The 14,887-nt window shown below is 72.5% G+C and carries 13 protein-coding genes and 1 pseudogene; 5 read left to right on the top strand and 9 right to left on the bottom strand.

Annotated elements, in window-relative coordinates; genetic code table 11:
* Nucleotides 1-5: 5 nt before the first annotated feature.
* The 4 genes from IEY61_RS07825 to IEY61_RS07810 form a co-directional block, all read right to left on the bottom strand.
* On the bottom strand, nucleotides 6-497 hold the full coding sequence (locus IEY61_RS07825; protein WP_189041988.1) for a SigE family RNA polymerase sigma factor: 492 nt from the start codon (nucleotides 495-497) through the stop codon (nucleotides 6-8).
* A 263-nt stretch (nucleotides 498-760) separates the two neighbouring features.
* On the bottom strand, nucleotides 761-1,015 hold the full coding sequence (locus IEY61_RS07820) for a Smr/MutS family protein (protein ID WP_189041986.1): 255 nt from the start codon (nucleotides 1,013-1,015) through the stop codon (nucleotides 761-763).
* Between the two features lie 167 nt (nucleotides 1,016-1,182).
* The gene (locus IEY61_RS07815; protein ID WP_189041984.1) at nucleotides 1,183-1,563 is read right to left on the bottom strand and encodes a tetratricopeptide repeat protein; all 381 of its coding nucleotides are present in this window, start codon (nucleotides 1,561-1,563) and stop codon (nucleotides 1,183-1,185) included.
* Between the two features lie 179 nt (nucleotides 1,564-1,742).
* Nucleotides 1,743-2,495, bottom strand: coding sequence for an ROK family protein (locus tag IEY61_RS07810; protein ID WP_189041982.1), 753 nt, complete (start codon nucleotides 2,493-2,495; stop codon nucleotides 1,743-1,745).
* A 132-nt stretch (nucleotides 2,496-2,627) separates the two neighbouring features.
* On the opposite strand from IEY61_RS07810, the gene IEY61_RS07805 reads away from it, so the two are divergent.
* The 3 genes and pseudogenes from IEY61_RS07805 to IEY61_RS07795 all read left to right on the top strand — a co-directional run.
* Nucleotides 2,628-4,265 carry an ABC-F family ATP-binding cassette domain-containing protein gene (locus IEY61_RS07805; protein WP_189041980.1) on the top strand — a complete coding sequence of 546 codons (1,638 nt, stop codon included), beginning with the start codon at nucleotides 2,628-2,630 and terminating at the stop codon, nucleotides 4,263-4,265.
* Nucleotides 4,266-4,360: 95 nt separating this feature from the next.
* A complete protein-coding gene (locus IEY61_RS07800; protein WP_189041978.1) occupies nucleotides 4,361-5,086 on the top strand; it encodes a methyltransferase domain-containing protein in 726 nt (241 codons plus the stop codon).
* A 184-nt stretch (nucleotides 5,087-5,270) separates the two neighbouring features.
* Nucleotides 5,271-5,513 (top strand): annotated as a pseudogene (locus tag IEY61_RS07795) (phospholipase A2); the annotation flags it as partial.
* Nucleotides 5,514-5,583: 70 nt separating this feature from the next.
* On the opposite strand, the gene IEY61_RS07790 reads toward IEY61_RS07795, so the two are convergent.
* Together IEY61_RS07790 and IEY61_RS07785 are read right to left on the bottom strand one after the other, a co-directional pair.
* A complete protein-coding gene (locus tag IEY61_RS07790) occupies nucleotides 5,584-8,409 on the bottom strand; it encodes an ATP-binding protein (RefSeq protein WP_189041976.1) in 2,826 nt (941 codons plus the stop codon).
* 136 nt (nucleotides 8,410-8,545) lie between these two features.
* On the bottom strand, nucleotides 8,546-8,764 hold the full coding sequence (locus IEY61_RS07785) for an FmdB family zinc ribbon protein (protein ID WP_189041974.1): 219 nt from the start codon (nucleotides 8,762-8,764) through the stop codon (nucleotides 8,546-8,548).
* 56 nt (nucleotides 8,765-8,820) lie between these two features.
* Between IEY61_RS07785 and IEY61_RS07780 the strand changes: the two genes are divergently transcribed.
* Entirely contained in the window at nucleotides 8,821-10,065 is a 1,245-nt protein-coding gene (locus IEY61_RS07780; RefSeq protein ID WP_189041972.1) for a lytic transglycosylase domain-containing protein, read from the top strand.
* 72 nt (nucleotides 10,066-10,137) lie between these two features.
* On the top strand, nucleotides 10,138-11,154 hold the full coding sequence (locus IEY61_RS07775) for a GNAT family N-acetyltransferase (protein ID WP_189042096.1): 1,017 nt from the start codon (nucleotides 10,138-10,140) through the stop codon (nucleotides 11,152-11,154).
* A gap of 144 nt (nucleotides 11,155-11,298) precedes the next feature.
* On the opposite strand, the gene hemB is transcribed toward IEY61_RS07775, so the two are convergent.
* From hemB to hemC, 3 genes are read right to left on the bottom strand one after another with little or no spacing between them, the layout of a single operon-like run.
* Complete coding sequence (hemB, locus tag IEY61_RS07770) at nucleotides 11,299-12,282, bottom strand: porphobilinogen synthase (protein WP_189041970.1); 984 nt, start codon at nucleotides 12,280-12,282, stop codon at nucleotides 11,299-11,301.
* A 17-nt stretch (nucleotides 12,283-12,299) separates the two neighbouring features.
* Entirely contained in the window at nucleotides 12,300-13,880 is a 1,581-nt protein-coding gene (locus IEY61_RS07765; protein ID WP_189041967.1) for a bifunctional uroporphyrinogen-III C-methyltransferase/uroporphyrinogen-III synthase, read from the bottom strand.
* Complete coding sequence (hemC, locus tag IEY61_RS07760; protein ID WP_189042094.1) at nucleotides 13,877-14,872, bottom strand: hydroxymethylbilane synthase; 996 nt, start codon at nucleotides 14,870-14,872, stop codon at nucleotides 13,877-13,879. The genes IEY61_RS07765 and hemC overlap by 4 nt, the downstream gene beginning before the upstream one ends.
* Between the last annotated feature and the right edge of the window lie 15 nt (nucleotides 14,873-14,887).

Raw genomic sequence — 14,887 nt, 5'->3', positions numbered from 1 at the left:
CTCTCTCAGACCTGTCCACTGGCGATGGTGCGCAGGGTCGCCAGCCCGCGTGCGGACTGGCTCTTGACGGTGCCGGCGGAGATGCCGAGCATCCGAGCGGTCTCTTCCACGGAGTAGTCGAGGTAGAAGCGCAGGACGAGCACCGCCCGCTGCTTCGGGGCGAGCGAGCGCAGCAACGCGGCGAGCCCGTCCCGGTCGGTCACCACCTCCGGCACCGCGGCCGCCATGTCCGGCACCTCCGCCCACGACTGTTCCCGGTTGCTCCAGGGCCGGCGCCGCTCGTCGAGCCAGCAGCGGGTCAGAACCCGCTGCGCGTACGCGTCGCGGTTGTCCGCCCGACTCACCGTGCGCCAACTCCGGTAGAGCCTCGCGACCGTGACCGAGACGATGTCGTCGGCACTGTGCCAGTCCTGACACAGCAGGAAGGCGCTACGTCGCCAGCGGTCCATCCGGTCTGCGACGAAGGCCTCGAAGTCGTCCGCGTCGGCCCGCCTCATCGCGGTCTTTTCTCTCTGGTGACCATCACGGTCGTACGACGGACGGGTCGTCCACGAAGGTTGCATCACCCCTGCGCGACGGCCCACGCCGCGCGTTGCCCCGCTACGAACTGGATGGCGGTCAGACCTGCACCCGCGACACGCGGCAGCGCCGGACAACCGAGCCCGAGTAGCCGGCGAACGGCGGCGGAAAATGACGGGAGGCGTCTGAGCAGCTCAGCAGCGTGCAGGGGATCTCGTGGGAGGTCCGAAGGCTGGGGCTCTTATTTCCAGCGGAAATGTACGAAGACGCGACCGAAGTTCTTGGAGTCCTTCTCCACCCGGTGGTAGAGCTGCTTGACGTCCTTCTGGTCGAGGAAGCGCAGCACCCGCTTCTTCAACTGGCCGGAACCCTTGCCGGGGATGATCTCGACGAGGGTGGCCTTCTTCGCCATTGCCTCGTCCATGATCCCCCGTAGCGCCCGGTCGATGTCGTGGCCCTTGTTGAAGATGTCGTGCAGGTCCAGCTTCAGCTTCATGCCGCGTCCACCGTCCGGTCGGCTCCCATGCGGCCATGGTAGGCACGCCGGCCGGCGGCTCCGGCAGCCCGTACGGTCCACCCTCCGCTGAGACGACGAGGGGAAGCCCGGATGGGCTTCCCCTCGTCGCGCGTCACGCTTCGGCGATCAACACCGCCGGGATGGCCTCAGCGGCCACCGCCGCCGACCCTGGTCTCAACCCGCCGCAGGGCGGTCGTGTAGTCGTTGTCGTCGTTCTCGGAGCTGTGCATGGCCGCCGCGATGCGCAGGTGCCGCAGGGCGTCCGTGTGCCGGTTCAGCCGCTCCAGCGTCCGGCCCAGCACGTGGTGGGCGTAGTGGTCGCTGGGGTTGCGGTCGACCAGCTCCCGCAGTTGCTGCTCGGCCCGGCTGAGTTGGGCCGACTGGTAGTACGCCCGGGCCAGCAGCTGCCGTACCGCGGCGTTGTCGGGCTCGGCCTCGACGATCGGTTCGAGCAGCCGGGCCGCGCCGATCGGGTCCCCGGTCTCGAAGAACAGGGTCGCCCGCCGGTACTCGGCCAGAAGATCCATTCCGCCCACCCCCTCCGTGTCGCACCACTCTCCCGACGCTGGCACAACACCGGCCGTACCGCGACTGTTCCCGAGCGCTTTTCTGGCGGGACGCACATCCCCGCGCCGGGTGCCGGGCTGTCAACCGCTGTTAATAAGGGGCCCTTCCTATACCGCAGGCGTTAACAAGGGGCCCTTCCTTACACCGGGGCGAGGTCCCAGGCGCGGACGCCGCCTACTATGCCGGCGCTGTTGGGGACCACCACCACGTCGTCGCCCATCCGGGCGAGCTGCTCGGGACGGATCAGCCGGGCGTTGCCGCCGCCGAGGTATAGCCGGTCCCAGCGGAAGACCGGACGCAAGCCGTCGACCACCTGCCGGATCCGGCGGGACCAGAACGCGTCGCCCAGGCGGCGGCGCTCCGGCTCGCCGACGTACGTGTCGTAGGTGGTGCCCCAGCGCACCGGGGCGTGCGACAGTTCCAGGTGCGGGGCGAGCACCCCGCCGTCGAAGAGCGCGCTGCCCAGCCCGGTGCCCAGCGTCAGGACCAGCTCGCAGCCGGTGCCCGCGACCACCCCGGCACCGTGCACCTCGGCGTCGTTGAGCACCAGCGTGGGCAGCCCGAACGCCACGGCGAGGGCGTTTCGGGCGTCGTAGCCCGACCACTGGGCGAGCAGCGCCGGGTCGACCCGGCTGCGTGGGCCGGAGCGGGTCACGTAGTGCGGGGTGGCGATAACCACACCGTGCCGGATCATGCCCGGCATCCCCACCGTCACCCGGTCCGCCGGCGGCAGCCGGGCACCCAATTCCAGCAGGGTCTTGACGAACAGCTCCGGTGGCAGGGGGTACGGCGTGGGCATCCGCAGCGGTTGTGCCCGCATGGTGCCCGCGCCGTCGAGCACGGATGCCTTGATCCCGCCCCCACCGCAGTCGATCGCCAGAGTGGTCTGCACGACCGTGAGTCTGCCTCGTACTCGGAAGGCGGGCGCGACGGGCGGCGACAACCACTCCGCCAGGGCCGCCGCCGGCCCACGGACGTTCATGGAGGTCCGGCCGTACACCGCGACGGGTAGGCTCGCCTGCTTGTGAGCGCCACGCTGATCGCCAAGGACCTCGCCGCAGGACACGGTGACCGGAGCTTGTTCACCGGGCTGGACCTGGTGGTCGCGCCCGGCGACGTGGTCGGCCTGGTCGGGCCGAACGGAGCGGGCAAGTCGACGCTGCTGCGTACCCTCGCCGGATTGCTTCCGGTAGAGGCCGGCAGAGTCACGGTGAGCCCGCCCGGCGCGAGCGTCGGGCATCTGCCGCAGGAACCGGAGCGGCGGCCGGGCGAGACGGTCCGGGAGTTCCTGGCCCGGCGCACCGGGGTAGCGGCAGCGGAGGTTGCGCTGACCGCGGCGACGGAGGCACTGACCGCCGGGGTAGCCGGCGCCGACGACGCCTACGCCGGCGCGCTGGAGAGCTGGCTCGGCCTGGGCGGGGCCGACCTCGACGAGCGGGCCGAGGAGGTGACCGCCGAGTTGGGTCTCGCCGTCGACCTCGACCGGGAGATGACGGGGCTCTCCGGCGGCCAGGCCGCCCGTGCCGGACTGGCCTCGTTGCTGCTCAGCCGGTACGACATCTTCCTGCTCGACGAGCCCACCAACGACCTGGACCTGGCCGGCCTGGACCGGCTCGAACGCTTCGTCACCGGGCTGCGGGCCGGCACCGTGCTGGTCAGCCACGACCGGGAGTTCCTGGCCCGCACGGTGACCCGGGTGCTGGAACTGGACCTGCACCAGCAGCAGGTCAACCACTTCGGTGGCGGCTACAGCGCGTACCTGGAGGAGCGGGAGGTGGCCCGCCACCAGGCGCGCGCCGACTACGAGGAGTACGCCGGGACGAGGGCCGCGTTGGAGGCTCGCGCCCGGACCCAGCGGGCCTGGATGGAGAAGGGCGTCCGCAACGCCCGCCGCAAGGCCACCGACAACGACAAGATCGGCCGCAACTTACGGTCCGAATCGACCGAGAAGCAGGCGGCGAAGGCCCGACAGACCGAACGGCTGATCGAACGGCTGGAGGCGATCGAGGAGCCGCGCAAGGAGTGGGAGCTGCGGATGGAGATCGCCGCCGCGCCCCGCGCCGGCGCCGTCGTGGCCACTCTCCGCGACGCCGTGGTACGCCGGGGCGACTTCACCCTCGGCCCGGTGAACCTCCAGATCGATTGGGCCGACCGGGTGGCGATCACCGGGGCGAACGGGTCCGGCAAGTCGACCCTGCTGGCCGCCCTGCTCGGCCGGCTGCCGCTGGACGCCGGCCAGGCCGCGCTCGGCCCCGGGGTGGTGGTCGGCGAGGTGGACCAGGCCCGGGGCGTCTTCCTCGGGGACGTGCCGCTGCTCGACGCCTTCCGAGCCGCCGTACCGGAACTGTCGCCGGCGGACGCGCGCACGCTGCTGGCCAAGTTCGGCCTGCGCGCCCAGCATGTGCTGCGACCGGCGGCGACGCTCTCGCCCGGCGAGCGGACCCGGGCCGCGCTGGCGCTGTTGCAGGGGCGCGGTGTCAACCTGCTGGTGCTGGACGAGCCCACCAACCACCTGGATCTGCCGGCCATCGAGCAGTTGGAGTCGGCGCTGGCGAGCTACCCGGGCACGCTGCTGCTGGTCACCCATGACCGGCGGATGCTGGAGGTCGTACGCCTCGACCGCCGGCTACGCGTCGCCGCCGGGCGGGTTGCCGAGTGTTAAGCGGGGGCCCTTCCTATACCGGAGGCGTTAAGAAGGGGCCCTTCCTTTCGCATACCGGGCGGGGAATGGGGTAACGGCGGGCCGGAGGTGGCCGCATGGTCGCGATGGCACACACGGCGCCCTCGGCCGAGCGGCTGCGGGCGGTGGACGGGTTCCTCGCCGAGGCGTGGGCGGACCGCGTTCAACACGACGACCGGCTGCGCTCGCTGGCGGTCGAGGTCAGGTTCGACCGGGGCGTCGCCCACCTGACCGGCGAGGTCGACGAGCCGGGGCAGTTACGGATGCTCCGCGAACAGGTCGGCCGGCTGGCCGGAGTCTTCGGCGTCTGGTGCCGGGTACGGGTGGGCGGCCGCGACCCGGTGGTGGTCGACCTCGGCTGCGGCGCCACCAAGCAGTGGCCGGGCAACCTCGGGCTGGACATCTTCCCGGCGGCGGGCGTGGACGCGGTGGCCGACCTCTCCGGTTCCCTGCCGCTGGCGGACGACTCGGTGGACGTGCTGTTCGCGGTGCACATCCTGGAGCATCTGCTCGACTTCCTGCCGCTGCTCGACGAGTGTCACCGGGCGCTCCGGCCGGGCGGCGTGCTGCACGTGATGAGCCCGTGGTGGGGTCATGTCAACGCGGTGGCCGACCCGACCCATGTCCGGCTGCTGGACGTACAGACCATCAAGGGTGTCTGTGTGATGCGCCCGCCGGGCACGCCACGCTGGTATCCCTTGCACGCCGGCAGCGACGGCGCCTCGATCTTCGCCGATCTCACCCCGCTCGGCCCCGACGACGCCGGCCCCTCCCCCGCCCACCTGGCCCGCTTCTTCGACTGAGCTGAAGGAAGGGCCCCCTGTTAACGCCTGGCGTTGTATAGGGGCCCCTTTTTAACACCTGGAGCCGCGCAGGCTCTACACGCGCTCGGAGCCGCGCAGGCTCTACACGCGCTTGACGCTGCGCAAGCCCTGGACGCCGTCGGACGTCCGGGGCATTCGTCCCTTAGGGCGAGGAGGATGTCAACGCAACTACAAGGCGGTCGGCCAGTTCAGCGCCAACAAGTCCCGCCTGGACAGTGCCTTCTACGAGGACCTGAAGCGGGTCTGCGCCACGTACAACGCCGTCGTCCGGCCGGCGTGCCTCAGCCTGGCCTGGACCTACTACCAGGCGGTCTCCATCTTCGGCTCGGTCGCCGCCGTTTCACAGTCCGACATCGACCGCGCCGCGAGGATGAAGGTCGACGCGGAGCGCCTCGCGCGCTCCTGACCGCTGCACTCGGACCGTATGCCCGGCCGGCCCCCGGCCGGGCATACGGGCAGGCCAGGTCGGATCGTGGTCAGGCGTGCCCGGTGTGGCGGTCCGCGGTGGCGGTCGGCTGGCGCGGGACGATGCCGCCGGCCTGGGCCGCGAACCGGGCCGAATCGGCGGCCAGGTCGGGATGCTCGACGCCGAGCGCCAGCTCGACCGCCTCGTCCAGCCCCAGCTCGGTGCCCTCGCCGTACGCCTCGTCGAAGGCGGTGTCGCCCAGCACCCGGCGCAGCCTCGTCTGCTGCTCGGCCCAGTAGGCGTCGTAGATGCCGGAGGCCGACCTCAGGCCCGCCCGGGTCGCCTGTGCCGCGCCGAAGAGCCGGGCCGCGGTCAGCGCTTCGCCCCCGGCAGCACACCGCACCGCGATCGCGTTCAGCGTGTCGCAGGCCCGCCCGTGGAAGCCGTGGTTCATCCGCGAACGCAACGCCGCCAGCAGATGCTCATGCGCCGCCACCAGGTCACCCCGGGCCAACGCGACCATGCCGAGCAGCATGTCCACCGACCGGCGGCCCCGGTCGACCGGCCGGGACGCCTCGACCGGCCGTGCCGCCCCGAGCAGTTCCGCCGCCTCGTCCAACGCGCCCCGGCGCCACAGCAGCTCGGCCAGCCGAAGCACGGCGAACAGTGCCTCGGAGTCGACGCCCTGCTCGTGCGCCCAGTCGATGACCTCCCGGCAGACCCGCTCGGCTTCGGCGAACTGTCCCATGTCGAACAGGGGGGCCGCGCGCCCGGCGAGGACCCGGGCCAACAGGCCGGCATCGCCGGCCTGCCGGGCCGCAGCCTCCGCCCGCTGCGAGTACCGCAGCTCCTCGGCGAACTCGCCGTCCGCCCCGGCATGCAGGGAGTGCATGTGGTACGCGGCCGCCAGTTCCCCCTCCGGAACGGCCTCGCCGGTCTCGGCGAGCCGACCGTAGAGCCGGAACAGCCAGAGCCGCCCTTCCCGGGCCAGCCCACGCTCCCGCCACCACTGGTCCAGCCCACCGGCCAGCCGCAGGCCGGTGCGGGCGCTGCCACCCGTGGCGCACCACCGCAGGGCGGCCCGCAGCTCACCCGCGAGCGGATCGAGCGCGTACAGCGAGAGGGTCACCGGCTGCCCGTTCGGGCCAAGGTGCGCCCGTTCCAGGGCGTGCTGCGACCAGGCCACGTGCCGGTTACGGGCGGCTTCCTCCTCACCGGCCTCCGCGAGCCGGCGGGCCGCGTACGCCCGGATCGGGTCGAGCATCCGGTACGTACCGCCTGCCACCTGCGGCTCCGCCAGCACCAGGGACTTGTCCACCAGCACGGAGAGCGGGTCGAGTGGATCGTCGCCGAGCATCCACTCCACGGTCGGCAGCTCGACCGGGCCGGCGAAGACCGCCAACCAGCGCAGCAGCCGCGCGGCGCGCGGACCGAGCGTCCGGTACGACCAGGTGACAGTTGCCTGCATGGTCAGGTGTCGCTCGGCCGCCGACCGGGTTCCCGCCCGGTTCGCCTGGGCGGGTGGGGAGGCGCGGGGCGCCGCCGGGGCCGGGTCGGGCTCCCGCTGGCTGTCGGCCTGGTCCGGGTCGACCGGTGGCTGCGGATCATCCCGCCCGGCGTCCAATGTGCCGAGTACGTCGTCGAGGCGTTCGGCGAGCTGCCCGACCGAAAGCACCCGCAGGCGGGCGGCGGCCAACTCGATGGCCAGCGGCAGGCCGTCCAGCCGCCGCACCACCCGCCGCAGGTCCGCCGACTCGGCGGGATCGGGCTCCCGGCCACCCCGGGCCGCCGTGGTGCGGTCCAGCAGCAGCGCGACCGCGTCGCTCTCCGTGCCGTCGGGTGACGGGTCGACCGACAACGGCGGGATCCGCCACACCACCTCACCGGGCAGTGCCAGCGGCTCCCGGGTGGTCGCCAGCACCCGGACTCCGTTTCCACCGGCGAGCAGCCGGGAGACCACGTCCGCGCAGGCCGCCGGCTGGGCATCGCAGGTGTCGAGCACGATCAGCATCCGGCGGGCGGCAGCGTACTCCACCAGCGTGTCGACCATCGGCCGCCCCGGCTCGGGACGTAGCCCGAGCACGGCGGCGATCGCGAAGGCCACCAGCCCGGGGTCGGTCACCGCGGCGATGTCGACGAACCACACCCCGTCCGGATACTGCTCGACCAGGTCGGTGGCGAGTTCGACGGCCAGCCGGGTCTTGCCGCCCCCACCCGCCCCGAGCACGGTGACCAGCCGGTGCCCGGCGACGAGTTGCCGCAACTCGACCCGCTCGGCCTGCCGGCCGACGAACGAGGTGACCTGGATCGGCAGGTTGTGCGCCACCGCGTCGGCGGTACGCGGACGCGGGAACTGCCGTTCCAACCCCGGTGCGACGAGTTGGAAGAGTCGTTCCCTGTCGTCGAAGCCACGCAACCGGTGCAGGCCGAGGTCGAGCAGGGACGCGCCGGCCGGCAGAGGTTCGGCACGCCACGCCGTGGCGGCGGAGCAGAGCACCTGTCCACCGTGCGCGGCGGCGGCCACCCGGGCGGCCCGATGCACCTCGGGGCTGGCGTACTCGCCGTCGCGCGGCTCCGCCCAACCGGTGTGCAGGCCCATCCGGACCCGCGGCGCCGCCTCCGGGGTGGGCCACTCGTGATCGGCGAGCGCGCGCTGCGCGGACAGGCAGGCGGTCAGCGCGGCGCTGGCGTCGCCGAAGGCCAGGAAGAACGAGTCGCCCTCGGTCAGCAACTCGGCTCCCTCGGTCGCCGCGATCGTCCGGCGCAGGAGGCGGTGGTGCTCCGCCAGCACCGGCCGGTAACCGGGACCGAGCAGTTGCGCCAGCCGGGTGGAGCCTTCGATGTCGGTGAAGACGAACGTCACCCAGCCGGTCGGGAGGTGGAGCCGTGCCGACATGCGTGGAACCTCCCCCCTGGCCTCAACGTGATACTTCCCGAAACCAGATCGTCACGCATCGTAGGAACGGCCGGTCGCGGCTCCGCCCCAAGGTGCCATCGGGATCGGCCTCCGGGCAAGGCCCGCCGCGATCACCTCAGCAGCCGCAACCACCGCCGCAGCAACCGCCGCCGGTGGGCGCTGGCGCGCCACCGCTGACGCCGCCACCCCGTCCGGTGATCGCGATCGTGGACAACAATTTCACCGTGTCGGCGTGCCCCTGTGGACAGGAAGCCGGCTCGCCGGCCCGGGCCATTGGGCGGTTGACCTCGAAGGTGTCGCCGCAGGCGCGGCAACGGAACTCGTACCGGGGCATGGCACCAGGGTACGACCGGACCTGACGTTGGCGGGTAGATGGGTGATACTCGACGGGTGGCAGACGGCGAAGAGAGCAGGACCCTTCGGCCCCTACGGCCGGCCGCGCCGCCCGCCGACGCCGCCCCCGACGGGCCGGCGATCAGGCTGCCGCGGCCCCGCCGAGGCTGGCTGAGATCCGCAGCCCAGACCGATGAGCCGGCAGCCAAGACCGACGATCCCGCTGCCGAAACCGATCAGCCGGCAGCCGCGGCCGGGAGCGACGGCCCCGCAGCCAAGACCGATGAACCGGCCACCGCCAAGGCCGACGCCGCCACCCGGACCGACGGCGAGCCGGCCGGGTCCACACCGGACGCCGGTCCACCGGGAGCCCGGCGTCGCCGGGTGCGCTTCGCGCACGCCGTACGCATGCCCGGGCCGCGCGCCGTGGCCCGCGCGGCCCGCGCCTGGTCCCGGCGGCCCGCCGGACGGCTGGCCCTGCCGGGGATGTTCCTGCTCGCTCTGGTGGCGGCGACCGCGGCGGCCGGTGCGCTGCTGGTGCCGGCCACCCTCGGTTCGTCGCGGCCGGTTGCGGCCGGCGCCACCGCCAGCGGTCTCACGACACCCGGCGACAACCCACCGTCGGCCGAGGCACCCCCGCCCGGTGCCGTCGCGCCGCCGGGCTCGGCGCTGCCGCCGGGCGCCACACCGCCGCCGGGCGCGATTCCAACGGACGCGCCGGCCGCCGGGCGTCCCTCCGATGCCCTGGCCGGCTGGGCCCGGGAGGTCGGCGCCAAGGTGGGCATCGACCCGATCGCCATGCAGGCGTACGGCTATGCCGAGCTGGTGCTCGCCGAGACCGAGCGCAGTTGCGGCCTGAGCTGGACCACGCTGGCCGCGATCGGCTTCGTCGAGTCCCGCCACGGGCAGTTCAACAACGCCCGGCTGGGCCTGGACGGCCGGGCGACTCCGGAGATCATCGGCCTGCCGCTGGACGGGCAGGGCGGCCGGATGCGGATCACCGACACGGATCGGGGTGAGCTGGACGGGGACACCACCTACGACCGGGCGATCGGGCCGATGCAGTTCATCCCGACCACCTGGCAGGAGATCGGCGCGGACGCGGACGGCGACGGGCGCAAGGATCCGCACAACATTCACGACGCCGCCCTCGCCGCCGGAAAGTACCTCTGCAAGGGCGGCCGCAACCTCACCATTCCGGGTGACTGGTGGAACGCCATTCTGTCGTACAACGATGTCCGTAGGTACGCCCAGGATGTCTTCGACACCGCCAACCGATACGGACAGGCCAGTCGCACGTGAAGTGATCGTCTGCATACATTGGAGAACTGGACACTTCCCCCAGGCTGCGGTTGACGGCAAGCTAGACGGGTGATGGTGCGCGAGTGGGGCCCCCGGACCGCGTCGTCCGCCGAGATCGCGTCGCTGCTGGACACGCTGAACGCGGTCCTGGCGGCCGATCTCCCGCAGGATCCGCCGTGGCGGGAGAGTCGCCTGCGCGAATACCTCGCCGAGGTGATGCCGGGCGAACGGCGGATCTCGTGGGTGGCCCAGGCCGAGCCCTCCCCCGACGGGACGCCCGGCGCCATCCTGGGTCACGTGCACGTGCTGCTGCTCGGCAACATCGGCGTGCTGGAGGTGCTCGTGCACCCCTCCCTCCGCCGCCGCGGCATCGGCCGGGATCTCGTCCTGCGCGCCGCTCGCCGGGTCTACCAGGAGGGCTTCGAGTCGATCGGCGTCGAGGTGGTGGGCGACACCCCCGCCGTCGGCTTCTACGAGTCGCTCGGCTTCAGCCGGGAGTACGTGGAGACTCGCAGTGTGCTCGACCTGTCGAGCGTCGACTGGACCGAGTTGGCCGAGATGTCCACCGGCGTCGGCACGGGCTACCACGTCCAGTTCCACCCGGGTGGCCCACCGGACGAGCTGATCGAGGCGTACGCGCGAGCCAAGGCCGAGCTCCGGGACGTCGAGGACGGCGAGCTGCGGCCCAGCTCGTACGACCCGGAGCGGCTACGCGACAGCCTGGACTGCCTGCATCGGCGGGGCATGAAGCCGTACATCGTGCTCGCCCTGCATGAACAGACGGGCGAGGTGGCCGGCCTGACCGAGGTGGTGGTGCCGGCCCAGCATCCGAGCCGTGCCGATCAGTACGACACCATCGTGGTGCAGGACCACCGCGGCTACGGGATCGACCGCGCGATCAAGGCCCGGATGCTGCTGGAGCTGCGCTCGGCCGAGCCGCAGCTCACCGAGGTCCAGACGTGGAACGCCCAGGCCAACGAGGCCATGCTCAAGGTCAACGCCGAGTTGGGCTATCGCCCGGATCGAGACTGGTGCGAGTACAGCGTCGACGTGGCCGACCTGGTGCACCGCCTCGACAACTCCCGCTGAACCTTGGCGGGCGGCGCTCAGTAGTCCCAGGTCCGAGGATCCGGGGGCGGTGGGAGGCTGCGATACTTGGCCACCCGTACCTCCCACTGGCTGCGCCGTCGCCGGGCCTCCCGGTCGGCACGCGAGCCGCCCGCCCCTCCTGGTTCAGTAGCGCTGGCGGAGCAGCTGGGCGGCCTCGACGGCCCAGTAGGTGAGGATGATCTGGGCGCCCGCACGGCGGATCGAGGTGAGCGTCTCCAGCATCACCCGCTCCCGGTCGATCCAGCCGTTCGCGGCGGCTGCCTCGACCATCGCGTACTCGCCGGAGACCTGGTAGGCGGCGACCGGGACATCCACCGCGGCCCGGACCGCCGAGACCACGTCGAGGTAGGGCAGGGCTGGCTTGACCATCACCAGGTCGGCGCCCTCGGCCACGTCCAGTTCGACCTCGCGCAGCGACTCGCGCAGGTTCGCCGGGTCCTGCTGGTAGGTGCGCCGGTCGCCCTCGAGCGCCGACTCCACCGCGTCCCGGAACGGGCCGAAGAACGCCGAGGCGTACTTCACGGCGTAGGCCAGCACCGCCACGTCGGTGTGGCCGGCCGCGTCCAGCGCCCGGCGTACCGCGCCGACCTGGCCGTCCATCATCCCGGACGGCCCGACCATCGCCACCCCGGCGTCGGCCTGGGCGACCGCCATCTCGGCGTACGCGGCGAGGGTCGCGTCGTTGTCCACCGACCCGTCCGGAGTGAGCAGCCCACAGTGCCCGTGCGAGGTGAACTCGTCCAGGCAGAGGTCGCTCATCACCACTGTGTCGTTGCCCACCTCGGCGACCACGTCCCGGATCGCGACGTTGAGGATGCCGCCCGGGTCGATGCCGCCGGAGCCGCGCTCGTCCCGCGACTCCGGCACCCCGAACAGCATGATCCCGCCGACGCCGGCCTGGACGGCCTCCGCCGCGGCCTTACGCAGCGAGTCGCGGGAGTGCTGAAGCACACCGGGCATCGAGACGATGGCCCGTGGCTCGGTCAGCCCTTCCTTGACGAACATCGGCACGACCAGCTCGGCCGGGTCCACGCGGGTCTCGGCGACCAGCCGCCGCACGGCTGCGGTGCGGCGCAGCCGGCGGGGCCGGATCTCCGGGTACGGCATGAGGGTCTCCTTGGCGACTACCGGAACCTGAGTGCGGTCGGGCCCTGCACCTTCGAGCCGCGGCGCTGCTTCGCCGGCATCACGGCGAGCTTCTCCCGCAGCTCGACGGCGTAGCCGGCGAGCGCCTCCACCAGTTCGGGCACGGAGGCGTTCGGCGGCTGGACGTCGACCCGCAGGCCGAACTCCGTGGCGGTCTCCGCCGTCTTGGGCCCGATGACGGCAACCACGGTACGCGCGTGCGGCTTCCCGGCGATGCCGACCAGGTTCCGGACCGTGGAGGAGGAGGTGAACAGCACCGCGTCGAACCCGCCCGACTTGATCGCGTCCCGGATCTCCGCGGGCGGCGGAGCCGCCCGGACCGTCCGGTAAGCGGTCACGTCGTCGACCTCCCAGCCGCGCTCGGTGAGCCCGGCGGCGAGCGTCTCGGTGGCGATGTCGGCGCGCGGCAGCAACACCCGGCCGACCGGGTCGAGCACCTCGTCGTGCGGCGAGAACTCGGCCAGCAGGCCCTCGGAGGACTGCTCCCCGCTGGGGATCAGCTCCGGCTGAATGCCGAAGGCGCGGACCGCGTCGGCGGTGGCATCCCCTATACAGGCGATTTTGACACCCCCGAAGTGCCGGGCGTCCAGGCCGTGCTCGGCGAATTTCTCCCAGACGGCGCGGACCGCGTTGACCGAGGTGAAGATGACCCAGGCGTACCTGCCGTCGACCAGGCCCTTGATCGCGCGCTCCATCTGGGCCGGGGTACGCGGCGGCTCCACCGCGATGGTCGGCACCTCGCACGGGATCGCCCCGTACGCGCGCAGCCGGGCGCTCATCACGCCGGCCTGCTCCTTGGTCCGGGGAACGAGGACCTTCCAGCCGTACAGCGGCCGGTTCTCCCACCAGCTGAGCTTGTCCCGCTGGCCCACCCCGTCACCGACGGTCAGCACGACCCGGCCGGTGAAGCCGAGTGCCGCCGCGACGAAGGAGTCCACGGTCGACGTGGTGGTGTACTGCGTCTCCCCGGTGCCGTCGCCGGTCACCCCGACGTCGGTGCCCCCGTCCACCCCGGCGGCGAGCAGCCCGTCGCGGATCGCGGCGAGGTCACCGGCGTCCACCGAGAGCGCCAGCGAGCCGCGGTGCACGGCGGCGGCCAGCGCCTCGAAGTCCAGGGTGCTGACGTCCTCGACGTCGGCGGCGGTGCGGACGCCCGGTAGCGGAACGCCCGCGTAGGTGGCCACCCCCTCGGCCTGTCCCACGCCGGGCACCACCTCGAAGTGCGCGGCGGTACGCGCCACCGCCTGCACCTCCTTGACCACGGAGTCGTGGCCGAACGGGTCGCCGGTCACCAGGTGCACCGCGTTCTGCCCGGAGCGGGCGGCCGAGATCAACACCTTCGCCACGTCGCCCGGCACGCCTTCGGCGGGGGTGAACTGGGTGTCGGTTTTCGCCTCGGCCCGGACGACGTCGAGCAGCGACTCGGGGACTCCCCGGTCGTACACCACCTGGTCGGCGTCGACCAGGGCGTCGTGCGCCCGGCGGGTCAGCAGGCCCGGGTCGCCGGGACCGGCCCCGACGAACGCGATACGGCCTACGGGCTTACGGGTGCGGGTCATTCTGTGCTCCCAAATTGCTGGGTCCCCGGGCCGTCGTGTACGTGCGGGCCGAGGATCGAGTCGGCGCCGAGGTCGAGGAGTTCGGCGGCGAGTGCCTTGCCGATCTCCGCCGCATCGGCGGGCGTACCGGTGCGGGACAGCCGGATGTCGCGGTTGCCGTCCGGGCTGATCACCGCCCCGCGCAGGTAGATCTCCTGGACAACATCGCCTTCGGCGCCGGAGCCGGTTGGCTCGCCTTCGGCGACGACGGCGTAGGCGGCGACCGGAGCGGAGCATCCGGCCTCCAGGGTGGCCAGCATCGCCCGCTCCGCGATGACCGCGACGCGTGACGGTGCGTGGTCGAGCGTGGCGAGCAGTTCGACCATATCCGGGTCGTCTGCCCGGCACTCCACTGCCAGCGCGCCCTGGGCGGGTGCCGGCAGCATCAGCATCGGGTCGAGCGTCTCGGTGATCAGGTCGGTCCGATCGAGGCGGGCCAGCCCCGCCCGGGCCAGGACGATCGCGTCCAGGTCGGCCTCCGGCCCGAGTACCCGGGCCAGCCGGCTGTCGACGTTGCCCCGGATCGGGGTGACCGTCAACTGCATGCCCAGGGCGTGCAGCTGGGCGATCCGCCGCAGCGCGCCGGTGCCGACGTTCGCGCCGGGGGCGAGTTCGGCCAGCCCCTTGCCGTCGCGGGTGACGAGCGCGTCGCGCGGGTCCTGTCGCGGCGGCACCGCGGCGATGTGCAGCCCCGCCGGCATCGCGGTGGGCAGATCCTTGTACGAGTGGACCGCGAAGTCGATCTCCCCGGCGAGCAGCGCGTCGCGCAGCGCGGAGACGAACACGCCGACACCGAGCCGGTGCACCGGGGCGGTGGACTGGTCGCCGGCGGTGATCACCTCGACCAGTTCGACCGGGCGCCCGGTGCGGGCGGTCAGGGCGTCGGCGACGTGTCCCGACTGGGCCATCGCCAACCTGCTGCCGCGGGTACCGAGGCGCAGCGGGACGCTCAGTTGATGATTCGCTCG

The sequence above is a fragment of the Micromonospora sonchi genome (assembly GCF_014646235.1).
Taxonomy (GTDB): domain Bacteria; phylum Actinomycetota; class Actinomycetes; order Mycobacteriales; family Micromonosporaceae; genus Micromonospora; species Micromonospora sonchi.
Note: the sequence above shows the minus strand (reverse complement) of the source record. Positions and strands in the feature narration are given on the sequence as shown.

What these genes read in the sequence shown, in the direction of transcription:
- IEY61_RS07825 (WP_189041988.1), bottom strand. Translation starts at nt 497, where the DNA reads ATGAGGCGGGCCGACGCGGACGACTTCGAGGCCTTCGTCGCAGACCGG.
- IEY61_RS07765 (WP_189041967.1), bottom strand. Translation starts at nt 13,880, where the DNA reads ATGACCCGCACCCGTAAGCCCGTAGGCCGTATCGCGTTCGTCGGGGCC.
- IEY61_RS07775 (WP_189042096.1), top strand. Translation starts at nt 10,138, where the DNA reads ATGGTGCGCGAGTGGGGCCCCCGGACCGCGTCGTCCGCCGAGATCGCG.
- IEY61_RS07815 (WP_189041984.1), bottom strand. Translation starts at nt 1,563, where the DNA reads ATGGATCTTCTGGCCGAGTACCGGCGGGCGACCCTGTTCTTCGAGACC.
- IEY61_RS07820 (WP_189041986.1), bottom strand. Translation starts at nt 1,015, where the DNA reads ATGAAGCTGAAGCTGGACCTGCACGACATCTTCAACAAGGGCCACGAC.
- IEY61_RS07785 (WP_189041974.1), bottom strand. Translation starts at nt 8,764, where the DNA reads ATGCCCCGGTACGAGTTCCGTTGCCGCGCCTGCGGCGACACCTTCGAG.
- IEY61_RS07790 (WP_189041976.1), bottom strand. Translation starts at nt 8,409, where the DNA reads ATGTCGGCACGGCTCCACCTCCCGACCGGCTGGGTGACGTTCGTCTTC.
- hemB (WP_189041970.1), bottom strand. Translation starts at nt 12,282, where the DNA reads ATGCCGTACCCGGAGATCCGGCCCCGCCGGCTGCGCCGCACCGCAGCC.
- IEY61_RS07800 (WP_189041978.1), top strand. Translation starts at nt 4,361, where the DNA reads ATGGTCGCGATGGCACACACGGCGCCCTCGGCCGAGCGGCTGCGGGCG.